The organism is Nocardia sp. NPDC046473 (assembly GCF_040645995.1).
In the GTDB taxonomy this organism is placed as follows: domain Bacteria; phylum Actinomycetota; class Actinomycetes; order Mycobacteriales; family Mycobacteriaceae; genus Nocardia.
Genome location: NZ_JBEYZJ010000007.1, coordinates 586,612 through 604,208, shown reverse-complemented (window position 1 = coordinate 604,208; position 17,597 = coordinate 586,612). Strand labels below are relative to the sequence as shown.

The following is a 17,597-nucleotide window of genomic DNA, read 5'->3' as shown; positions in this document are numbered from 1 at the left end:
TCGGCGACATCGTCGACATGCAGAACCGGAACCCCTCGGAGCCCGGCACGGCAGTAAGCATAGCGGCATGCGGCAGGATCGCGATGACCCCCCTCGCCTGACGGCTCGGTGTGCTTGGTCGCTTGCTTACCAACACTTTACCAAGTTATCTACGACAGCGTGTAGGTGGGGGGAAAATTACGGGCTACTCGCTGGTCGGGTCCGGATCTCCGGTCGGCGTCGTCACGTACGGAACCTTCTGCCGCAGAATGCCGTACATCTCCGCTCCCAGCACGATGAACAGTGCACCGACCACCGTGAGGAACAGCACGACGCGATCGTAGAAATCGAACCGGATGAGCACCCCGATCACGATCAACCCCACCAGCATCTTGCCGACCCAGCCGGCCAACATCACCAGACCAGCGGTGGACGGCGGCAATTTCGCGCCCAACAACACCACCACGGCGGTGGTCAGAATGAAGCCGCCGCCGATGGCCGAGCCGATCAGCGCACCCCACAGGCCCGGCGTGCCCGCAGCCGCGGCGCCGATGGCGACGGACAACACAACCAGCACGCCCAAGCCGATCAAGCCGTAGCGCAACGCCGCCTTCAGCGGGGCGTCGGGACCGGGGACCGGGGTGGGAGTGAAGTTCACATTCGCGAACCTTACCCGGACGGTGGCCGGTCCCCCGCTGCCTCCCCACGCCGCAGCCCGGGAATGGCCGTGACGACGAGGGCGAAGACCAGCCCGCCCGCCACCAGCAGGACAACGAGTGTGAGGTTCATCAACGCGGTCCCGACGGCACCGAACGCGAGGATCCCGACCCATAAGTAGATGAGCAGCACCACCCGCCGGTGCGAATGCCCGATCTGCAGCAATCGGTGATGCAGGTGCATCTTGTCCGGAGTGGAGAAGCTCACACCCGCGCGCACCCGCCGGATGATCGCAAGCACCAGATCGAGCACCGGAATGAACATGACCGCGCCGACCAGCAGCAGCGGCGACAGCAGACCGACGATGTCGCGGGTCCCGAAGCCCTGTAGCGGGATGCGCCCGGACGCGCTGGTGGAGACGGCGGCGAGGACCAGGCCGATCAGCATCGAACCCGAGTCGCCCATGAATATCCGGGCGGGCTGGAAATTGTGCGGCAGGAAACCGAGACAGGCGCCGGCCAGCGCGGCGGCCAGCAACGCGGGCGGGTAGGTGTCGACCGAGCCGCCCTGCTCGTTCATCAAGCCGATCGCGAACACGAAAACCGCGACCGCCGCGATCAATCCGAGTCCGGCCGCGAGCCCGTCGAGCCCATCGACGAAGTTCATCGCGTTGACCAGGGTCACGGTGACCGCCACCGTGACGAGACCGCCTTGCAGCGCGTCCAGGAACACCGTGGTGTTGTTGAACGGGTTGTAGATGCTGTACCAGCTCAAACCCATCACGGCCATGACGCCCGCCGCGGTCACCTGACCGGCGAACTTGGTCAGCGCGTCCAGGCCCCACCGGTCGTCGACGATGCCGACCGCGACGATGATCGTGCTCGCCACCAGCACCGCGAGCGGAATATTCGGGGTGTAGTCGAAGCCGCGGCGCAGCGCGGGGAGCCGGTATGCGAACAGCATCGCCGCGACCACGCCGACGTAGATGCCGACACCGCCCATCCTGGGGATCGGCTTGACGTGCACGTCACGTTCGCGCGGCACCGCCACGGCGCCGAATCCGATGGCGAGCACCCGGATTCCGCCGGTGGCGAGGAAGGTCACGACCGCGGAGATGAGCAGGACGAGCAATAGCTCCCGCAACGGGACGACGGCGCCCGAACCGGTCATCCGCGGTACCCACCGATCATCGGATGGCGGCGCTGGTCAGCGCCTCCGGCGACATCCCGAGCACGTCGGCTATGTCGGCGATGGGTACCGCGCCCTCGCGCAGGATGCGCGGCTGGTCGGCGGTGAGGTCGACGATGGTGGACGCGACGGCATGGTCGGCCGGACCGCCGTCGAGGTAGACGTTGACCAGGTCGCCCAGTTGCTCGCGGGCCTCGTCGGAGGTCTTGGCGGGCGGCTGACCGGAGACGTTGGCGCTGGAGACGGCCAGCGGACCGACCTCGCGGAGCAGTTCCAGGGTGACCGGGTGCAGCGGCATCCGCAGCATCACCGTGCCGCGCGTGTCGCCGAGATCCCAGGCGAGCGAAGGCGCTTGCTGCACAACGAGACTCAGGCCGCCGGGCCAGAACGCCCGGATCAGCTCGCGGGCCTGCGGGCGGACCGAGAAGACCAGGCCGTCGATGGTGTGCCAGGAACCGACCAGGACCGGCACCGGCATGTCGCGGCCACGACGCTTGGCCGCGAGCAGCGAGCTGACCGCGGTGGAGTCGAAAGCGTCCGCGGCCAGGCCGTACAGCGTGTCGGTAGGCAGCACGACGAGCCGCCCCGATTTCAGGGCGCTGGTGGCTGCGGTCAGTCCGGCAGCGCGGGTGTCGGGATCCGCGCAGTCATAGACGGTACTCACGGGCATCATCTTGTCACGCGGTCATGCAACGACCACTATCCCCCGGCCCACAGCCCCAGCGAATGCCCCAATCCGGACATCCGGGTACCAGCAAACCCAGCCGCTCTGTCACCGCCGGCCGCCGACGTCACTGTCACGGCGCCTAGGTCTGGCCTGAAGTCGCGGAGAGGCGGGCTAGCGTCGCGGCGACGAAGCGCGGTTTGCCCGCCAGGTCGGGGTGTTCGACGATGTCGGTGAAGTCGCCTTGTTTGCCGAGTAGAGCGGCGAGGTCCGAGCCGTTGGAGTCGTCGTGTTCGATGGCCGTGGCGCCACCCGTGCGGAGCAGGCGGGTGATGGTGGGGATCATCGCGCGGATGACGTCGAGGCCGTCCGGGCCACTGAAGAGGGCCAGGTGTGGGTCGTGGTCGGCGACTTCGGGATCCAGTTGCGCGCCTTCGGGAATGTAGGGCGGGTTGGACACCACGAGGTCGACTCGGCCGTCGAGTTCGGTCAGCAGGTTCGGATCGGTGACGTCGTCGGCGTACAGGGTGATGGGGGTGTCACCGTCGGCGATGCATCGGTCGGCGTTGCGCCGCGCCCACTGCAATGCTGCCGAATCGAGTTCTACCGCATGGACATCGGCGTCCGGGCGCGCGTGCGCGATGGCCAGCGCCAGCGCGCCGGAGCCGGTGCACAGGTCGACGACAACCGGCTGGTGAGCGTGCGGCAGTGCCTCGAGCTGCGCCAGCGCCCAGGCGAACAGCAGCTCGGTCTCCGGCCGCGGAATGAACACACCGGGCCCGACCGCCAGGTCGATCTCCCCCATCGCCACGGTTCCGGTCAAGTGCTGCAATGGAATTCGCTGTGCCCGCCGATCCACCAGCGCGCGGTACTCGGTCAGCTGGTCGGGCGCGACGAGCGGGGTCAGCATGAGTCTGCTGCGCTCGACCCCGAGCACATGCGCGGCCAACTGCTCCGCATCGGCCTGCGGACTGTGCACCCCGGCCTGCCGCAGCGTCTCGACGGCTTCGTTGATGGCGGGGCGCAGCGCTACGCGGGTCACGGACATGACGACGACTCTTCCCGAAAAGTGTTTACTCTGCGGCCATTCGAGCTTCGCGGTCCGCTTTGCCGAGGGCATCGAGCAGCGGATCCAACTCGCCATCGAGCACGGCATCCAGGTTGTGCGCCTTGAAACCGATGCGGTGGTCGGCGATGCGGTTCTCCGGGAAGTTGTAGGTGCGGATGCGCTCGGAGCGGTCCACGGTGCGGATCTGGCTGGCCCGGCCCGCCGCGGCCTCCTGATCGGCCTGCTCCTCGGCGAGGGCCTGCAGCCGGGCGGCCAGCACCTGCATGGCACGGGCCTTGTTCTGCAGCTGCGAACGCTCGTTCTGGCAGGTCACCACGATGCCGGAGGGCAGGTGGGTGATCCGGACGGCGGAGTCGGTGGTGTTGACGCCCTGGCCGCCCTTGCCGGAGGAACGGTAAACGTCGATGCGCAGGTCGGTTTCGTCGATCTGCACCGCCTCCACCTCGTCGGGTTCCGGGTAGATCAGCACGCCCGCAGCGGAAGTGTGGATGCGGCCCTGCGATTCGGTGACCGGCACGCGCTGCACTCGATGCACGCCGCCCTCGAACTTGAAGCGCGACCAGACACCGTCACGGGCGGCGTCGCGGCTCTTGATCGACAGCGTCGCGTCCTTGTACCCGCCGAGATCGGACACGGTGACGTCGAGGATCTCGACCTTCCAGCCGTGCCGTTCGGCGTAGCGGACATACATGCGGGCCAGGTCGGCGGCGAACAGCGCCGATTCCTCGCCGCCCTCACCGGATTTCACCTCGAGCACCACATCGTCGCCGTCGTGCGGGTCGCGCGGGGCGAGCAGGTCCGCGAGGGTCTGCTCCAGCTCGGCGACCTGGCGTTCCAGGTCGGGTACCTCGGCGGCGAAGGTCGCGTCGTCGGCGCCGAGTTCCTGCGCGGCGGCCAGATCGTCGCGCGCGGACTTCAGCTTGGTGTAGGTGGCCATGATCGGCGCGAGCTCGGCGAATCGCTTGCCGACCCGGCGCGCGGCGCCCGGATCATTGTGCAGCGCCGGATCGGACAGCTGCGTCTCCAGGCCGGCGTGCTCGGCCAGAATGTCATCGATCGCGGACGGTTGCGTCACTTGTTCTTCCTCTTTCTGATTTCCCTGGTGAAAAGGACGTCATACAAAACACCGACGCCCGGCCTGCTGAGCAGGACCGGGCGTCGGCGAGGAAGCTACTTGGCTGCGGCGTCGTCCGCGTCGGCCTTCTTGCCCGCGCGCTTGCCGTAGCGAGCCTCGAAGCGGGCCACACGGCCACCGGTGTCGAGGATCTTCTGCTTGCCGGTGTAGAACGGGTGGCACTGCGAGCAGACCTCGACGTTGATGTGTCCCGACTCCTTGGTGCTGCGAGTCTGGAACGTATTGCCGCAACCACAGACGACCGTGGTCTCGACATACGTGGGGTGAATTCCTGCCTTCATGGGTGTCCTCTCGATATTGGCCGCCGGGTCGCTAGCGCGTGAATCGCGAGAACGTGAACCGGAGCCGACTTAGGCGGGAGGCCTGCTCGAAACAGAGCAGACGCAACGACCGTTCAGTATGCCAGAACAGTCCCTACGCTCCCAAAACACCCCCGGCAAGCGGTTTGTTCCCGCCCTAGGTACTCCCCCTGGCACCGCCGCCCCAGGAAGTTCGGGCACGCGCTTCGCCGGTGTCTCGGGAACCCTGAAGACGGGTAGTTGGCTACTCAGGAATGCGAACAGCTTCGTTCATAGAGTTTGAGACCTTGCACAACGGCGTGCCGTGACCAGCGAAGGGAGAACTTGTGAACATCCGAGTCGCGTCGGCGATCTTCGGTCTGTTGATCCTCGCTGTCGCGGTCGGCTGGTGTGCCCTGCCGGACACCGCGACCACGGCAGTCCCGGGAACCGCTGGGTATGTCGAGGCTTCGACCACCGCTCCGGAGGGGAGTGCAGTGGAGGCATCGGCGATCATTCTCGGCCTCATGATCAGTGGCGCGGCCGTCATCGGTCTCCTGTTCTTCTGCCCGCAAACGCCGAAAGGGCCCCGCGAACGCGGAGCCCTCTCGGCGATACAACTTGCGAACTTACTCGTCCAGTGCGCCAGGCGCGGTCTTGCTCACCTGCATCAGGAACTCGAGGTTGTTCTTGGACTTCTTCAGACGGTCGATCAGCAGATCGATCGCCTGGTGCGAGTCCAGGCCGGACAGTACGCGGCGCAGCTTGTGCAGCACCGCGGCCTCGTCGGGGTTGAGCAGTAGCTCGTCCTTACGAGTACCGGACGGGTTGACGTCCACCGCGGGGAACACACGCCGTTCCGCGATCTTGCGGTCCAGCTTGAGCTCCGCGTTACCGGTGCCCTTGAATTCCTCGAAGATGACCGTGTCACCGGTGGAACCGGTCTCCACCATCGCGGTCGCGATGATGGTGAGCGAGCCGCCGTTCTCGATGTTGCGCGCCGCGCCGAGGAACCGCTTGGGCGGGTACAGCGCGGTGGAATCGACACCACCGGACAGGATTCGACCGGAAGCGGGCGAGGAGTTGTTGTACGCACGACCCAGTCGAGTGATCGAGTCGAGCAGCACCACAACGTCTTTGCCCATTTCCACCAGTCGCTTGGCGCGCTCGATGGCGAGCTCGGCGACCGAGGTGTGGTCTGACGGCGGGCGGTCGAAGGTGGAGGCGATAACCTCACCCTTCACCGAACGCTGCATGTCGGTGACCTCTTCCGGACGCTCGTCGACCAGCACGACCATGAGGTAGACCTCGGGGTTGTTGATGGCGATGGCGTTCGCGATGTCCTGCATGATCGTCGTCTTACCGGCCTTGGGCGGCGAGACGATCAGGGCGCGCTGGCCCTTGCCGATCGGCATGATCAGGTCGATGACCCGGGTGGTCAGCTTGTTGGGCTGAGTCTCCAGGCGCAGTCGCTGATTCGGGTACAGCGGGGTGAGCTTGCTGAACTCGGGACGCCGCTTGGCCGCCTCGACCTCACCACCGTTGACCGTGTCCAGCCGGACCAGCGGATCGAACTTCTGCCGCTGGTTGCTCTGCTCACCGTCGCGCGGGGCACGCACCGCACCGGTGATCGCGTCACCGCGGCGCAGGCCGTTCTTGCGGACCAGGTTCATCGAGACGTAGACGTCGTTCGGTCCGGCCAGGTAGCCCGAGGTCCGGACGAAGGCGTAGTTGTCCAGCACGTCGAGGATGCCCGCGACCGGCTGCAGCACGTCGTCTTCGCGGATCTCCAGCTCGCGCGCCTCGCCGCCACCGGTGCCCGGCTCGCGGTCACGACCACGACGCCGCTCGCGGAATCGACGTCCCCGCCGCCCGCGACCGCCTTCTTCGTCGTCGTCATTGTTGTTGCGGGCGTTGTTGCGGTCGTTGTTCCGGCCACCGTTGGCGTTGCCGCCACCGTTGCCGTTCTGGTTGTTGCGCTCGCCGGACTGGCCGCGCTCACCGGACTGATTCCGCTCACCCGACTGCGCGCGGTCACCGGACTGGTTGCGCTCGCCCTGATTACGCTCGCCGGTCTGATTGCGCTCGGACTGATTCCGCTCGCCCGACTGATTCCGCTGACGACGCTCGCCCTGCTCGGTGTCCTGCTTCGGCTCGTCACCACGCGCATCGGCCGAAGCGGTCTCGCCGCCGCCGGATCGCGCCTGGTCACGGCCGCGCCGCTGCCGACCACGACCACGCTGACCGCCATCGCGACCGGAATCCTCGCCGGATTCGGTCGTGTTGGCCGGGGTGGCCTCGGCCGGCGCCGAGTTCACGGGAGTGGATTCCTTCGCCGGGGCAGCAGCCTCGACGACGGGAGCTTCCTTTGCCGGGGCGGGATCCACATCGAGGGTCCCCTGTTCTGCCCGAGCGGGCGCCGAGCGAGTCGCCGGCGCTTCCGTATTACCGGGCGTATCGGCCTTGGCGGAAACCGCGGACTTGGCCTGTCCCCCTTCGGGCTTTTCACCCTTGGCCGGTTTCCCGGACTGATTTTCCTTGATAGCGGCGATCAAATCGCCTTTGCGCATTCCGGAGGTGCCTCGGATACCGAGCTCCCCCGCGAGCGCGCGCAACTGCGGCAACAACATTCCAGTCAGCCCCGATCGTGCGACGTCGGTTTGTTCGCTCATCTTCGAAATCTGTCCGGAGTCACTTTCGCGGTCCCCCGGAGATGTTGGGTTGGAATCCACCCCGGGTGTTGCGAGCAGGTCCGTATCTGTCACGGAAATCCTTTCCTTCCCCCGATTGCCGTGTGCTGTTTCGAGGGTTCGTCCCGCAGTCCGGGCATTCTGCCGGACTCGGATGCGTCCGTCCGCTTCGCCACCGGTGGTGTGAGGTGGGGAGTGATCATTCCAGTGCGCAGCTACGCAGCACCCCCATGGCCTGGAGGCTCGAGCCTGGAGCGTGCTGGAGCGATTGCCCTGATGAAGCACCGGCGTCTGATGCGCACGATGTACGGACTCGCTCAGGATAGCTGCCCATTGCGAATCTCGGCAAGCCAGACGCGCCGTCAGTCGGTCAGTACTCCATCGGCCAGTCCGGGTTCGACCACTCGCAACCCGTCCATGGCCGCGAGTTCACGGAGTTCGGCGGGGAATTCGCAGGTACTCAAGGCCAATACGGTGGGACCGGCACCAGAAACGGCGGCCGCGATGCCCGCCGCGCGCAGCCGGGAAATCCAGGTGGTGGTCAGCGGCAGCGCGGGCGCACGCTGGGCCTGGTGCAGCCGGTCGGCCGTCGCGGGCATCAGCAGGTCGGGGCGCTGAGTCAGCGCCACCACCGCGAGCGCGGCCCGGCTGACGTTGAACGCGGCGTCGCCGTGCGGCACCACCTCTGGCAGCAAACCCCTGGTGTGCGCGGTCGCCGAGCGCTCTTCCGGAATGAGCACAAAGGGCCGCAACGACGGATGCGGGTCGAGCCGCACGGCCCGGTAGACCCGGCCGTGATGCTCGGCCACCGGAACGCCGTCCTGGCCGATGTCGGCAGCCCGGTCGGTCTCGGTCCAGGACACCACGATGCCGCCGAGCACGCTGGCCGCCGCGTTGTCCGGATGACCCTCGAATTCCGCTGCGAGCTGCACCAATTGGTCGGCGGACATGGCCAGCGCCGGATCGAACTTCGCCGCGATGGCACAGCCCGCGGCCAGCCCGCCGACCACGGCCGAGGCCGAGGAGCCGAGCCCGCGCGAGTGCGGAATCACGTTGCGGCACACCACATCGAGGCCGTCGGCCCAGACGCCCGCCGACTCGAGTCCGCGCTCGATCGCGCGCACTACGAGATGCGAAGGGCCCCAAGGGACATCATCGGCACCCTCGCCCTCGACCCGGATGGCGAGCCCGGAATCGGTAGTGCGCACCTCGATCTCGTCGTAGATCCCCAATGCCATACCGAGCGAATCGAACCCGGGACCGAGGTTCGCGGTGGACGCGGGCACCCGCGCAGTTACCGAAAGGCCTGCGGGCAGCGTGCGATTCACGCTCGCGTTCCGCGGACGCACCGACAACTGACCTTCGCGCGCGGTCAACTCAGGCCAGCTCTAGTTCGTGGGCGACCGCGACCGGGTCGACCGGAATCGCCTGCACCTGCGGCATGCCCAGCAGCGCGGTGTCGGGATCCTTGAGCCCGTTGCCGGTGACGGTGCACACGACGGTCAGGCCCGAATCCAGCCAGCCCTGCTGGTGCGCGGCGAGCAGGCCGGCCACACTGGCCGCCGACGCCGGCTCGACGAACACGCCCTCGCGGGCCGCGACCAGGCGGTATGCCGCCAGGATCTCGTCGTCGGTGGCCGCGCGGAACGCGCCACCGGACTCCTCCTTGGCCGCCATCGCGCCGTTCCAGGACGCGGGCGCGCCGATCCGAATGGCCGTCGCGATGGTCTCCGGGTTGCTCACCGGGGCGCCGTTGACCAGCGGCGCGGCACCGGCGGCCTGCACGCCGAGCATGCGCGGCAGCTGGGTGGTGATGCCGTCGGCGTAGTACTCGCGGTAGCCGCGCCAGTACGCGGTGATGTTGCCCGCGTTGCCCACCGGCAGCGCGTGCACGTCGGGGGCCTTACCGAGCACGTCGCAGATCTCGAACGACGCGGTCTTCTGGCCCTCGATGCGGGCCGGGTTCACGGAGTTGACCAGGCCGATGCTGGGAAAGTCCGAGGTGACCTTGCGAGCCAACTCCAGGCAGTCGTCGAAGTTGCCGTCCACCTGAATGATCTTGGCGCCGAGCATGACCGCCTGGGCCAGCTTGCCCATCGCGATCTTGCCCTGCGGGATCAGCACGGCGCAGGTCATGCCCGCGCGAGTGGCGTAGGCCGCGGCCGATGCCGAGGTGTTGCCGGTGGACGCGCAGAGCACCGCCCGCTGGCCCTGGTACTTGGCGTCGGTGATCGCGACCGTCATGCCGCGGTCCTTGAACGAGCCGGTCGGGTTCAGGCCCTCGACCTTGAGATAAACATCACATCCGGTCAATTCGGACAGGTGCGGTGCGGGCACCAGCGGCGTACCGCCCTCGTACAGGGTGACCGGCTCCCACTCGGCCGCGCCCGCGATCCGATCGCGATAAGCCGCGATCAAACCGGGCCAGCGGGAGTGCACTCCTGCCTGCGGCGCCACGCCAGTGCTTACCCACCCCGCCGGCTCCGCCGTCTGCCGTCCCCTGGACGTACTCATTCTTCGGTGCCTTCCAATCGCAGAACACTGGTGATTGATGTGACGGATTCCATCTCGCCAAGGGCGGCGACGGTGTCCGCGAGCGCTGATTCCACGGCGTGGTGGGTAACCACGACCAAGCGAGCACCCGTGCCGTGCCCCTCTTGGCGGACGGTCGAAATGCTCACCTCGTGCTTGGCGAATTCGCCCGCCACCGCGGCAAGAACCCCGGGACGGTCTGCCACCTGCAGGTTCACGTGGTAGCGGGTGGGCGTATCGCCGATCGGCGCGATCGGTAGCTCAGCATAAACCGATTCGCCGGGCGCGCGGCCACCGTAGAACTTGTTGCGCGCGGCCATCACCAGATCGCCGAGCACCGCGGACGCGGTCGGCGCGCCGCCGGCGCCCTGTCCGTAGAACATCAGCCGTCCGGCGTTCTCCGCCTCGACGACCACCGCGTTGAACGCGCCGCTCACGGCGGCCAGCGGATGCTTGCGCGGCACCAGGGCCGGGTAGACGCGCACCGAAACGCGGTCCTTGCCGCCCTCGGCCACGGTCGGCTCGCCCGGTCCGGCGGGCACCCGCTCACAGATGGCGAGCAGCTTGACCGTGCAGTTCAGCGCGGAGGCGGTCTCCAGGTCCTCGGAGCTGATCTTGGAGATGCCCTCGCGGTACACATCGGCCGCGGTGACCCTGGTGTGGAACGCGAGCGAGGCGAGTATCGCGGCCTTGGCCGCGGCGTCGTAGCCCTCCACATCGGCGGTCGGATCCGCCTCCGCGTAGCCGAGGCGAGTGGCCTCCTTCAAGGTGACCTCGTAGTCGGCGCCGGTCTCGTCCATCGCGGAGAGGATGAAGTTGGTGGTGCCGTTGACGATGCCGACCACCCGGTTGACCCGGTCACCGGCCAGCGACTGGATGAGCGGGCGGACCACCGGGATGGCGCCGGCCACCGCGGCCTCGAAGTAGAGGTCGGCGCGGTTGCGTTCGGCGGCGGCCGCGAGTTCGCCGGTGTAGTCGGCGAGCAGCGCTTTGTTCGCGGTCACCACGGATTTGCCCGCGTTCAGCGCGGCCAGGATCAGGCGGCGCGGCGGGTCGATGCCGCCGATCACCTCGACCACCAGGTCGACGTCGTCGCGGGCGACCAGGGCATCCGCGTCGGTGGTCAGCAGGTGCGGCGGCAGGCCGCGATCGTTGTCGAGATTGCGGACCGCGACGCCGCGCAGCACCAGCGGCGCACCGACGCGGGAACGCAGGTCTTCGGAATGATCACGCAGAATCCGCACGACCTCCGTGCCGACATTGCCCATACCGAGGACCGCTACACCGATCGGCTGATCTCTCCCCCAGGTGTTCTGAGCGGGATTGGTCATGATTCAACCTCCAAGCTGAGCAGGTCCGCCACCGTTTCCCGGCGCAGGATGAGACGCGGTTGTCCGTCACGCACCGCGACCACCGCGGGGCGGGTCAGCTGGTTGTATCGGCTGGACATCGAATAGCAGTACGCGCCGGTCGCGGCGACGGCAACGAGGTCGCCGGGGCCGACATCCTCGGGCATCCAGGTATCGCGGATGACGATATCGCCACTCTCGCAATGCTTTCCAACGACGCGCGCGACCACGGCCGCGGCCTCGGACGAGCGGGAAACCAGGCGGCAGTCGTAGTCCGCCTGGTACAACGCCGGGCGGATGTTGTCGCTCATGCCGCCGTCGACGCTGATGTAGCGCCTGCGCAGGCCGCCGTCGAGGGAGACGTCCTTGATGGTGCCGACCTCGTACAGCGTGACGGTGCCCGGTCCGGCGATGGCGCGGCCGGGTTCCACCGCGATCTTCGGCTGCGGCAGGCCGATGGCGGCCGCCTCCGCGGCGACCAGGTCGCGCACCTTGGCGGCGAAGTCGTCCAGTGGCGGCGGGTCATCGCTCGGCAGGTACGAAATACCAAGCCCGCCACCGAGATCCAGCGTGGATATCTGCGCGGTGCGGTCGACGCCGAACTTCTCGACGGCGTCGTGCAGCAACCGCAGCATGCGGCGCGCGGCGATCTCGAAGCCGTCGATCTCGAAGATCTGCGAGCCGATGTGGCTGTGCAGGCCGACCAGGCGCAGGTTGTCCGCGTCGAAGACGCGCGCGAGCGCCTCCATCGCGTCGCCGCCGGCGATCGAGAAGCCGAACTTCTGATCCTCGTGCGCGGTCGAAATGTATTCGTGCGTATGGGCTTCCACGCCGACGGTGACCCGGACCAGCACGTCCTGCACCACACCGGCGCGGCCCGCGATGGCCTCTAGGCGCTCGATCTCGATCAGCGAGTCGACCACCACGTGGCCGACCCCCGCCGCAACGGCGGCTTCCAGCTCGGTCGCCGATTTGTTGTTGCCGTGCAACGCAATTCGCTCGGCCGGGAAATCCGCATGCAACGCCACCGCGAGCTCACCGCCGGAGCACACGTCCAGCGACAGGCCCTCGTCGCGGATCCAGCGGGCGATCTCGCCGCACAGGAAAGCCTTGGACGCGTAGTGCACTCGCGCGTTCGGGCCGAACGCGCGCACCATGTCGCGGCAGCGGGACCGGAAGTCGTCCTCGTCGATCACGAACAGCGGGGTGCCGAATTCGGCGGCCAGTTCATGCACCGGCACACCCGCGAGACGCACCACGCCATCGGCGTCGCGGGAGGCGTTGCGCGGCCAGACATTCGCGGGCAGATCGATCATCTGCTGCGGGTCACGAGGGCGCTCCGGCAAGTTCGGGGCGTGCGGGATCTCAGCGTGCCGAGGGCCAGCAGGATGCGCGCTCACGACTCCACCTCGCTGGCGCTCGGCTCCGTCGTGACCGCGCAGGCGGCTGTGTCTTTGGTTCGCTCGCTACGCTCGTTCACGAGTAGGTCCTCCCTGGCGCTCGTCTGAAAAGTCTTGTGCCCGTTCACATGCGCTCCGGTGCGCTGACGCCGAGCAGGGCGAGGCCGTTGGCGAGGACCTGACGGGTCGCGTTGACCAGCACCAAACGCGCGGCGTTGGTCGGGCTGACCGGCTCGTCCCCGAGAGGCAGCACGCGCAGGTTCTTGTTGGTCTGGAAGCGGTGGTACGTACCGGCCAGTTCCTCCAGGTAGCGGGCCACCCGGTGCGGCTCGCGCAGCGCGGCGGCGCTGCTCACCACCCTGGGGTACTCGCCGAGGGTGCGGATGAGTTCGCCCTCCTCGTCGGAGGTCAGCAGCGCGAGATCCGGTGTCACCTTGTCGTATTCGAGCTCGGCGGCATTGCGCGCGATAGACGCGGTCCGCGCGTGCGCGTATTGCACGTAGTAGACCGGGTTTTCGCTGCTCTGGCTGGTCCAGAGGTCGAGGTCGATATCGATGCTCGAATTCACCGAGGAGCGAACCAGCACATACCGGCCCGCGTCGACGCCGATCGCCTCGACCAAATCTTCGAGGGTGACCACGGTGCCCGCACGCTTGCTCATTTTCACGGCGACACCGTCTTTGAGCAGATTCACCATCTGCCCGATCAGGACCTCGACGGTGGCCGGATCATCCCCGGAAACCGACGCGATCGCCTTCAGCCGACCGATATAGCCGTGATGGTCGGCGCCGAGCATGTAAATGCACAGATCGAAACCGCGATCCCGTTTGTTCTGGAAGTAGGCGATATCGCCCGCAACATAAGCGGGCTTGCCGTCGCTTTTGATGACGACGCGATCCTGGTCGTCACCGTATTCCGAACTCGCGATCCACCAGGCGCCGTCCTTTTCATAAAGGTCGCCGGAATCCTTCAGCTTCGCGACGGCCCGCTCCACCGCGCCGGACTCGAACAGCGAGCTCTCGTTGAAGAACACGTCGAAGTCGGTGCCGAACTCGTGCAGCGACTGCCGGATCTGCGCGAACATCAGCTCGACGCCCTCGGCGCGGAACAGCTCCTGCCGCTCGTCCTCGGGCAGCGACGGCGCCTCCGGGTGCGCGGCCACGATGGTGGCCGCGATCTCGCCGATGTAGGCGCCCGCGTAGCCGTCGTCCGGGGTCGGCGCGCCGGTGGCCGCCGCGACCAGCGACCTGGCGAACCGCTCGATCTGCGCGCCGTGATCGTTGAAGTAGTACTCGCGCACCACGTCGGCGCCCTGCGCGGCCAGGATCCGGCCGAGCGCGTCGCCCGCCGCGGCCCACCGGGTGCCGCCGAGATGCACCGGCCCGGTCGGGTTGGCGGAGACGAACTCCAGGTTGATCCTGGCGCCCTTCAGCGTGTCCGAGCTGCCGTACGCGGTCCCGGCGGCGAGCACCTGCTCCAGGATCGCGCCCTGCGCGGACGCGGCGAGCCGGATGTTCAGGAAGCCGGGCCCGGCCACCTCGGCCGAGGCCACCTCGTCGGCGGCGCTGAGCGCGTCGGCGAGCCAGGTCGCCAGATCGCGCGGGTTCGCGCCTGCCTTTTTCGCGACCTTCATCGCCACATTCGTGGCATAGTCACCGTGTTCAGGGTTGCGGGGGCGCTCGACAGTGACCTCGTCGGGCAGGACCGCGGGGTCCAGTCCGCGTTCGACAAGCACCTTCGCCGCAGTGGCGCGAAGGAGATCTGCAAGGTCAGCTGGAGTCACGAGTCTCTATCCTATGGTCTTGGCGGGTGTACACCTCGAGTGGGCACTGCGCCGGAACCGTCCGCAATCCACAGCACCCGCGGATCCATCACTTCGAGAGAGCACAACGAGCGATGCCGAGTAGTCCCAGCGCCAAATCGGCCAAGGCCGCCGCCAAGTTGTCCGGGTCCCGCAAAGGGGGCGGGCGCGGCCAACTTCCCAAGAAGAATCGTCAGATCCCCTGGCTGGCCATCGGCGCGGCCGTAGTCATCATCGCACTGATCGGTGCCCTCGCCTACAGCCTGGTACCCAAGTACCAGGAGAAGGCCGACTTGGAGAAGTTCACGCCGAGCGCGGAACGCAAGGATCCCTCCGATGCGATCCCCGGCGTGGTCAAGAAGGAGTACCCGGCTGGGTTGCACATCGGCCCGACCCAGCGGGTGGCCTACGACCAGAGCCCCGCGTTCGGCGGACCGCACGACGCCTCCTGGGCGACCTGCACCGGTGTCGTCTACGACAAGCCGATCCGGATGGAGAACGCGGTGCACTCGCTCGAGCACGGCGCGGTGTGGATCGCCTACAACCCGGACAAGGTGGATGCGGCGGGTATCGCCTCGCTGAAGAGCAAGGTGCAGGGCAAGCCGTACTCGTTGATGTCGCCGTACCCCGGTTTGGACCATGCGGTTTCGCTGCAGTCGTGGGGGCATCAGCTGAAGCTGGACAGTGCCGATGACAATCGCGTCGGCCAGTTCATCACGGCGCTGCGACTGAACAACTACACCTACCCCGAGGTCGGCGCGGACTGCTCGACGATCGCGTTCGACACCGACAATCCGCCGCCGTTCGACCCGACGCCGCCCGGACCGAACGCAGTGCCGATGGACGGCAAGGGCTTGCAGCAGGATCAGGGCGAGGTCGGCGGGATGCCCGGCGGTCTGCCGGGCGTGCCCGGTGTGCCGGGGCTGCCCGGTCTGCCCGGCGCGCCGGCCCCGAACCAGCCGCGGCCCGCACCGAATCCGGCCCAGCCCGCGCCGGGCCAGCCGCAGCCGAGCCAGTAGTGGCTACCGAGGTCGCGCCGGATTCCGCGGAATCCGGCCTCGGCGCCCAGGTCCGTCGCCAGCGCACCGCGCTGCTGATCCTCGGCGTGATCGGCGCCATCCTGATCGGCGTCGCCATCGGCGCGTTGATCCGGCTGCCGCTGAACAACTCGTCCGAACCGGATCCCGGCGCGGTGGACGTCGGCTTCACCCAGGACATGTCGGCTCATCACGCGCAAGCCGTCGAGATGGCGGGCGTGGTGCTGGTCCGCTCCACCGACACCGACGTGCGCCGCCTCGCCTACGACATCATGACCACCCAGCAGAACCAGGTCGGCCGGATGCAGGGCTGGCTGCAACTGTGGGGCAAGCCCGCGCAGAGCGTCGACGGCTACATGGGCTGGATGAACGACCAGCCCGGCGGCCACGGGCATGCCGGCGCGACCCAGACCATGTCCGGCCCGATGCAAACCATGCCCGGCATGGCCACCCCCACCGAACTCGCCGCGCTGCGCCAAGCCACCGGCCCGCAGCTCGACACCCTCTTCCTGCAACTCATGCTGCGCCATCACCAGGGCGGCCTCTCGATGATCCAATACGCGGCCCAGCACGCCGAAACCACCGCCGTGCGCACCCTCGCCGACACCATGGACAAAACCCAACGCGGCGAAGCCGAACTCATCACCACCATGCTCACCGCCCGCGGCGCCACCCCCATCCCGCCGAACTGACCCCCAACCGCCGCCCCCGACAACCCTTTTTGGCTCCCGGCGACCGATGCGATACGCTTTCCCCGCCCGATCGGCGGCTCACCGCCCCGATCGAGTCCTATCCCGCCCTCGTAGCTCAGGGGATAGAGCGTCTGCCTCCGGAGCAGAAGGCCGCAGGTTCGAATCCTGCCGAGGGCACCACCGAAAGAGGCCCCGACCAGCTGGTCGGGGCCTCTTTGTGGTCGGGCTTCAAGCGCGCGGGCTCTGACGGCGTTTTCGGGCCAGTGCCCACAGGACAATCGCGCTGCATACGAACGGAATGATGATGAAGGACAGGACGGTGACGTTCATGTCGGGGTCGTCGAGATCGAGGTAGTGCCATCGGGGGCCGAGGAACTGGGTGGATATCTGGAATGTCGCGTGAAAACCGATGCAGGCCCACAGGTTTCCGGTTGTTGCGCGGATCGCGCCCAGTACCAGCGCGAAGGTGGAGAGCAGGATGAGTCGGTCGATCGAGGTGGCCGCGCCGATGAGTACGCCCCACATCGTGAACAGGATTGCCTGAACCAGGACGGTAATTCCGGTCGGCCAGCGTTCGGCGAGGTTGGTGAAGAAATAGCCGCGGAAGATCAGTTCCTCGGGGACCGCCTCGTAGAGCAGTACCAAGGCGAGCAGGGCGACCAGCGCCACCAGGATTTCGGGTAGCGACCCCTGGATGGTGAGGCCGGCCCAACCGAGCCACAGCATGACCGCCGTGGATACTGCGGCGGGAACTCCCCAGCAGGCGGCACCGAAGACGAACGCACGCCAACCGGGGCCAACAGCGGAAAAACCGAGCCCGGACCACGGCTTTCGGTCGAGAAAACGCCGTGCCGCGTAGATCAACGGCACCGTACCCAACGTCGCGCCGATCGCGCGCACCACGTGACCACCGCGGGTGTATTCGTCGCCGACGATCGCGGACACCCCGTGATACAGCACCAGCCACCAGATCGTCACGGCGACGAACACCGTGCCCACCCTGATCACGAGGGCCGGACGATTACGCAAAGACTGGACGGAGAGCACCACGTCGCGACGCTATCCGGCGCTCGAGCGCCGCCGCATCCTACGAAATGGTGACATCCCGGAAGCGCACCACCGCAAC

Annotated in this window: 15 protein-coding genes and 1 tRNA gene; 3 read left to right on the top strand and 13 right to left on the bottom strand. The window is 67.6% G+C overall.

From position 1 onward, the window contains the following. Positions 1 to 184 precede the first annotated feature (184 nt). From ABZ942_RS27560 to argS, 12 genes are all read right to left on the bottom strand, one after another. Positions 185 to 637: a hypothetical protein gene (locus tag ABZ942_RS27560; protein WP_357386783.1), complete on the bottom strand. Its 453-nt coding sequence runs from the start codon at positions 635 to 637 to the stop codon at positions 185 to 187. Between the two features lie 11 nt (positions 638 to 648). Continuing rightward, positions 649 to 1,806, bottom strand: a complete 1,158-nt coding sequence (locus ABZ942_RS27555) for an MraY family glycosyltransferase (protein WP_357386781.1) — start codon at positions 1,804 to 1,806, stop codon at positions 649 to 651. Between the two features lie 16 nt (positions 1,807 to 1,822). Next, on the bottom strand, positions 1,823 to 2,488 hold the full coding sequence (locus ABZ942_RS27550; protein WP_357386779.1) for an L-threonylcarbamoyladenylate synthase: 666 nt from the start codon (positions 2,486 to 2,488) through the stop codon (positions 1,823 to 1,825). 142 nt (positions 2,489 to 2,630) lie between these two features. Next, entirely contained in the window at positions 2,631 to 3,530 is a 900-nt protein-coding gene (gene prmC, locus ABZ942_RS27545; protein ID WP_357386874.1) for a peptide chain release factor N(5)-glutamine methyltransferase, read from the bottom strand. A 31-nt stretch (positions 3,531 to 3,561) separates the two neighbouring features. Continuing rightward, the gene (gene prfA / locus ABZ942_RS27540; RefSeq protein ID WP_357386777.1) at positions 3,562 to 4,632 is read right to left on the bottom strand and encodes a peptide chain release factor 1; all 1,071 of its coding nucleotides are present in this window, start codon (positions 4,630 to 4,632) and stop codon (positions 3,562 to 3,564) included. A 95-nt stretch (positions 4,633 to 4,727) separates the two neighbouring features. Continuing rightward, on the bottom strand, positions 4,728 to 4,973 hold the full coding sequence (gene rpmE, locus ABZ942_RS27535; protein WP_150407940.1) for a 50S ribosomal protein L31: 246 nt from the start codon (positions 4,971 to 4,973) through the stop codon (positions 4,728 to 4,730). A 626-nt stretch (positions 4,974 to 5,599) separates the two neighbouring features. Then, a complete protein-coding gene (gene rho / locus ABZ942_RS27530; protein WP_357386775.1) occupies positions 5,600 to 7,642 on the bottom strand; it encodes a transcription termination factor Rho in 2,043 nt (680 codons plus the stop codon). Positions 7,643 to 8,022: 380 nt separating this feature from the next. Next, a complete protein-coding gene (gene thrB / locus ABZ942_RS27525; RefSeq protein WP_357386773.1) occupies positions 8,023 to 8,988 on the bottom strand; it encodes a homoserine kinase in 966 nt (321 codons plus the stop codon). Positions 8,989 to 9,037: 49 nt separating this feature from the next. After that, positions 9,038 to 10,099, bottom strand: coding sequence for a threonine synthase (thrC, locus tag ABZ942_RS27520; protein WP_357386872.1), 1,062 nt, complete (start codon positions 10,097 to 10,099; stop codon positions 9,038 to 9,040). A gap of 71 nt (positions 10,100 to 10,170) precedes the next feature. Continuing rightward, positions 10,171 to 11,523, bottom strand: a complete 1,353-nt coding sequence (locus ABZ942_RS27515) for a homoserine dehydrogenase (protein ID WP_357386771.1) — start codon at positions 11,521 to 11,523, stop codon at positions 10,171 to 10,173. Further along, positions 11,520 to 12,941 (bottom strand): diaminopimelate decarboxylase, encoded by a 1,422-nt coding sequence (gene lysA / locus ABZ942_RS27510; RefSeq protein ID WP_357386769.1) that lies wholly within the window; start codon positions 12,939 to 12,941, stop codon positions 11,520 to 11,522. The genes ABZ942_RS27515 and lysA overlap by 4 nt, the downstream gene beginning before the upstream one ends. 124 nt (positions 12,942 to 13,065) lie before the next feature. Then, complete coding sequence (argS, locus tag ABZ942_RS27505; RefSeq protein ID WP_357386767.1) at positions 13,066 to 14,724, bottom strand: arginine--tRNA ligase; 1,659 nt, start codon at positions 14,722 to 14,724, stop codon at positions 13,066 to 13,068. A 113-nt stretch (positions 14,725 to 14,837) separates the two neighbouring features. On the opposite strand from argS, the gene ABZ942_RS27500 reads away from it, so the two are divergent. The 3 genes from ABZ942_RS27500 (at position 14,838) to ABZ942_RS27490 (ending at position 16,651) form a co-directional block, all read left to right on the top strand. Beyond that, positions 14,838 to 15,761 (top strand): DUF3105 domain-containing protein, encoded by a 924-nt coding sequence (locus tag ABZ942_RS27500; RefSeq protein ID WP_357386765.1) that lies wholly within the window; start codon positions 14,838 to 14,840, stop codon positions 15,759 to 15,761. Then, positions 15,761 to 16,471, top strand: a complete 711-nt coding sequence (locus ABZ942_RS27495; protein ID WP_357386763.1) for a DUF305 domain-containing protein — start codon at positions 15,761 to 15,763, stop codon at positions 16,469 to 16,471. Before ABZ942_RS27500 ends, ABZ942_RS27495 begins: the two co-directional genes overlap by 1 nt. Before the next feature lie 104 nt (positions 16,472 to 16,575). Continuing rightward, positions 16,576 to 16,651, top strand: a tRNA-Arg gene (locus ABZ942_RS27490). 48 nt (positions 16,652 to 16,699) lie between these two features. Here ABZ942_RS27490 and ABZ942_RS27485 read toward each other — a convergent pair. After that, complete coding sequence (locus ABZ942_RS27485; protein WP_357386761.1) at positions 16,700 to 17,521, bottom strand: CPBP family intramembrane glutamic endopeptidase; 822 nt, start codon at positions 17,519 to 17,521, stop codon at positions 16,700 to 16,702. Between the last annotated feature and the right edge of the window lie 76 nt (positions 17,522 to 17,597).

What these genes read in the sequence shown, in the direction of transcription:
- ABZ942_RS27515 (WP_357386771.1), bottom strand. Translation starts at nt 11,523, where the DNA reads ATGACCAATCCCGCTCAGAACACCTGGGGGAGAGATCAGCCGATCGGT.
- rpmE (WP_150407940.1), bottom strand. Translation starts at nt 4,973, where the DNA reads ATGAAGGCAGGAATTCACCCCACGTATGTCGAGACCACGGTCGTCTGT.
- ABZ942_RS27555 (WP_357386781.1), bottom strand. Translation starts at nt 1,806, where the DNA reads ATGACCGGTTCGGGCGCCGTCGTCCCGTTGCGGGAGCTATTGCTCGTC.
- rho (WP_357386775.1), bottom strand. Translation starts at nt 7,642, where the DNA reads ATGAGCGAACAAACCGACGTCGCACGATCGGGGCTGACTGGAATGTTG.
- ABZ942_RS27500 (WP_357386765.1), top strand. Translation starts at nt 14,838, where the DNA reads ATGCCGAGTAGTCCCAGCGCCAAATCGGCCAAGGCCGCCGCCAAGTTG.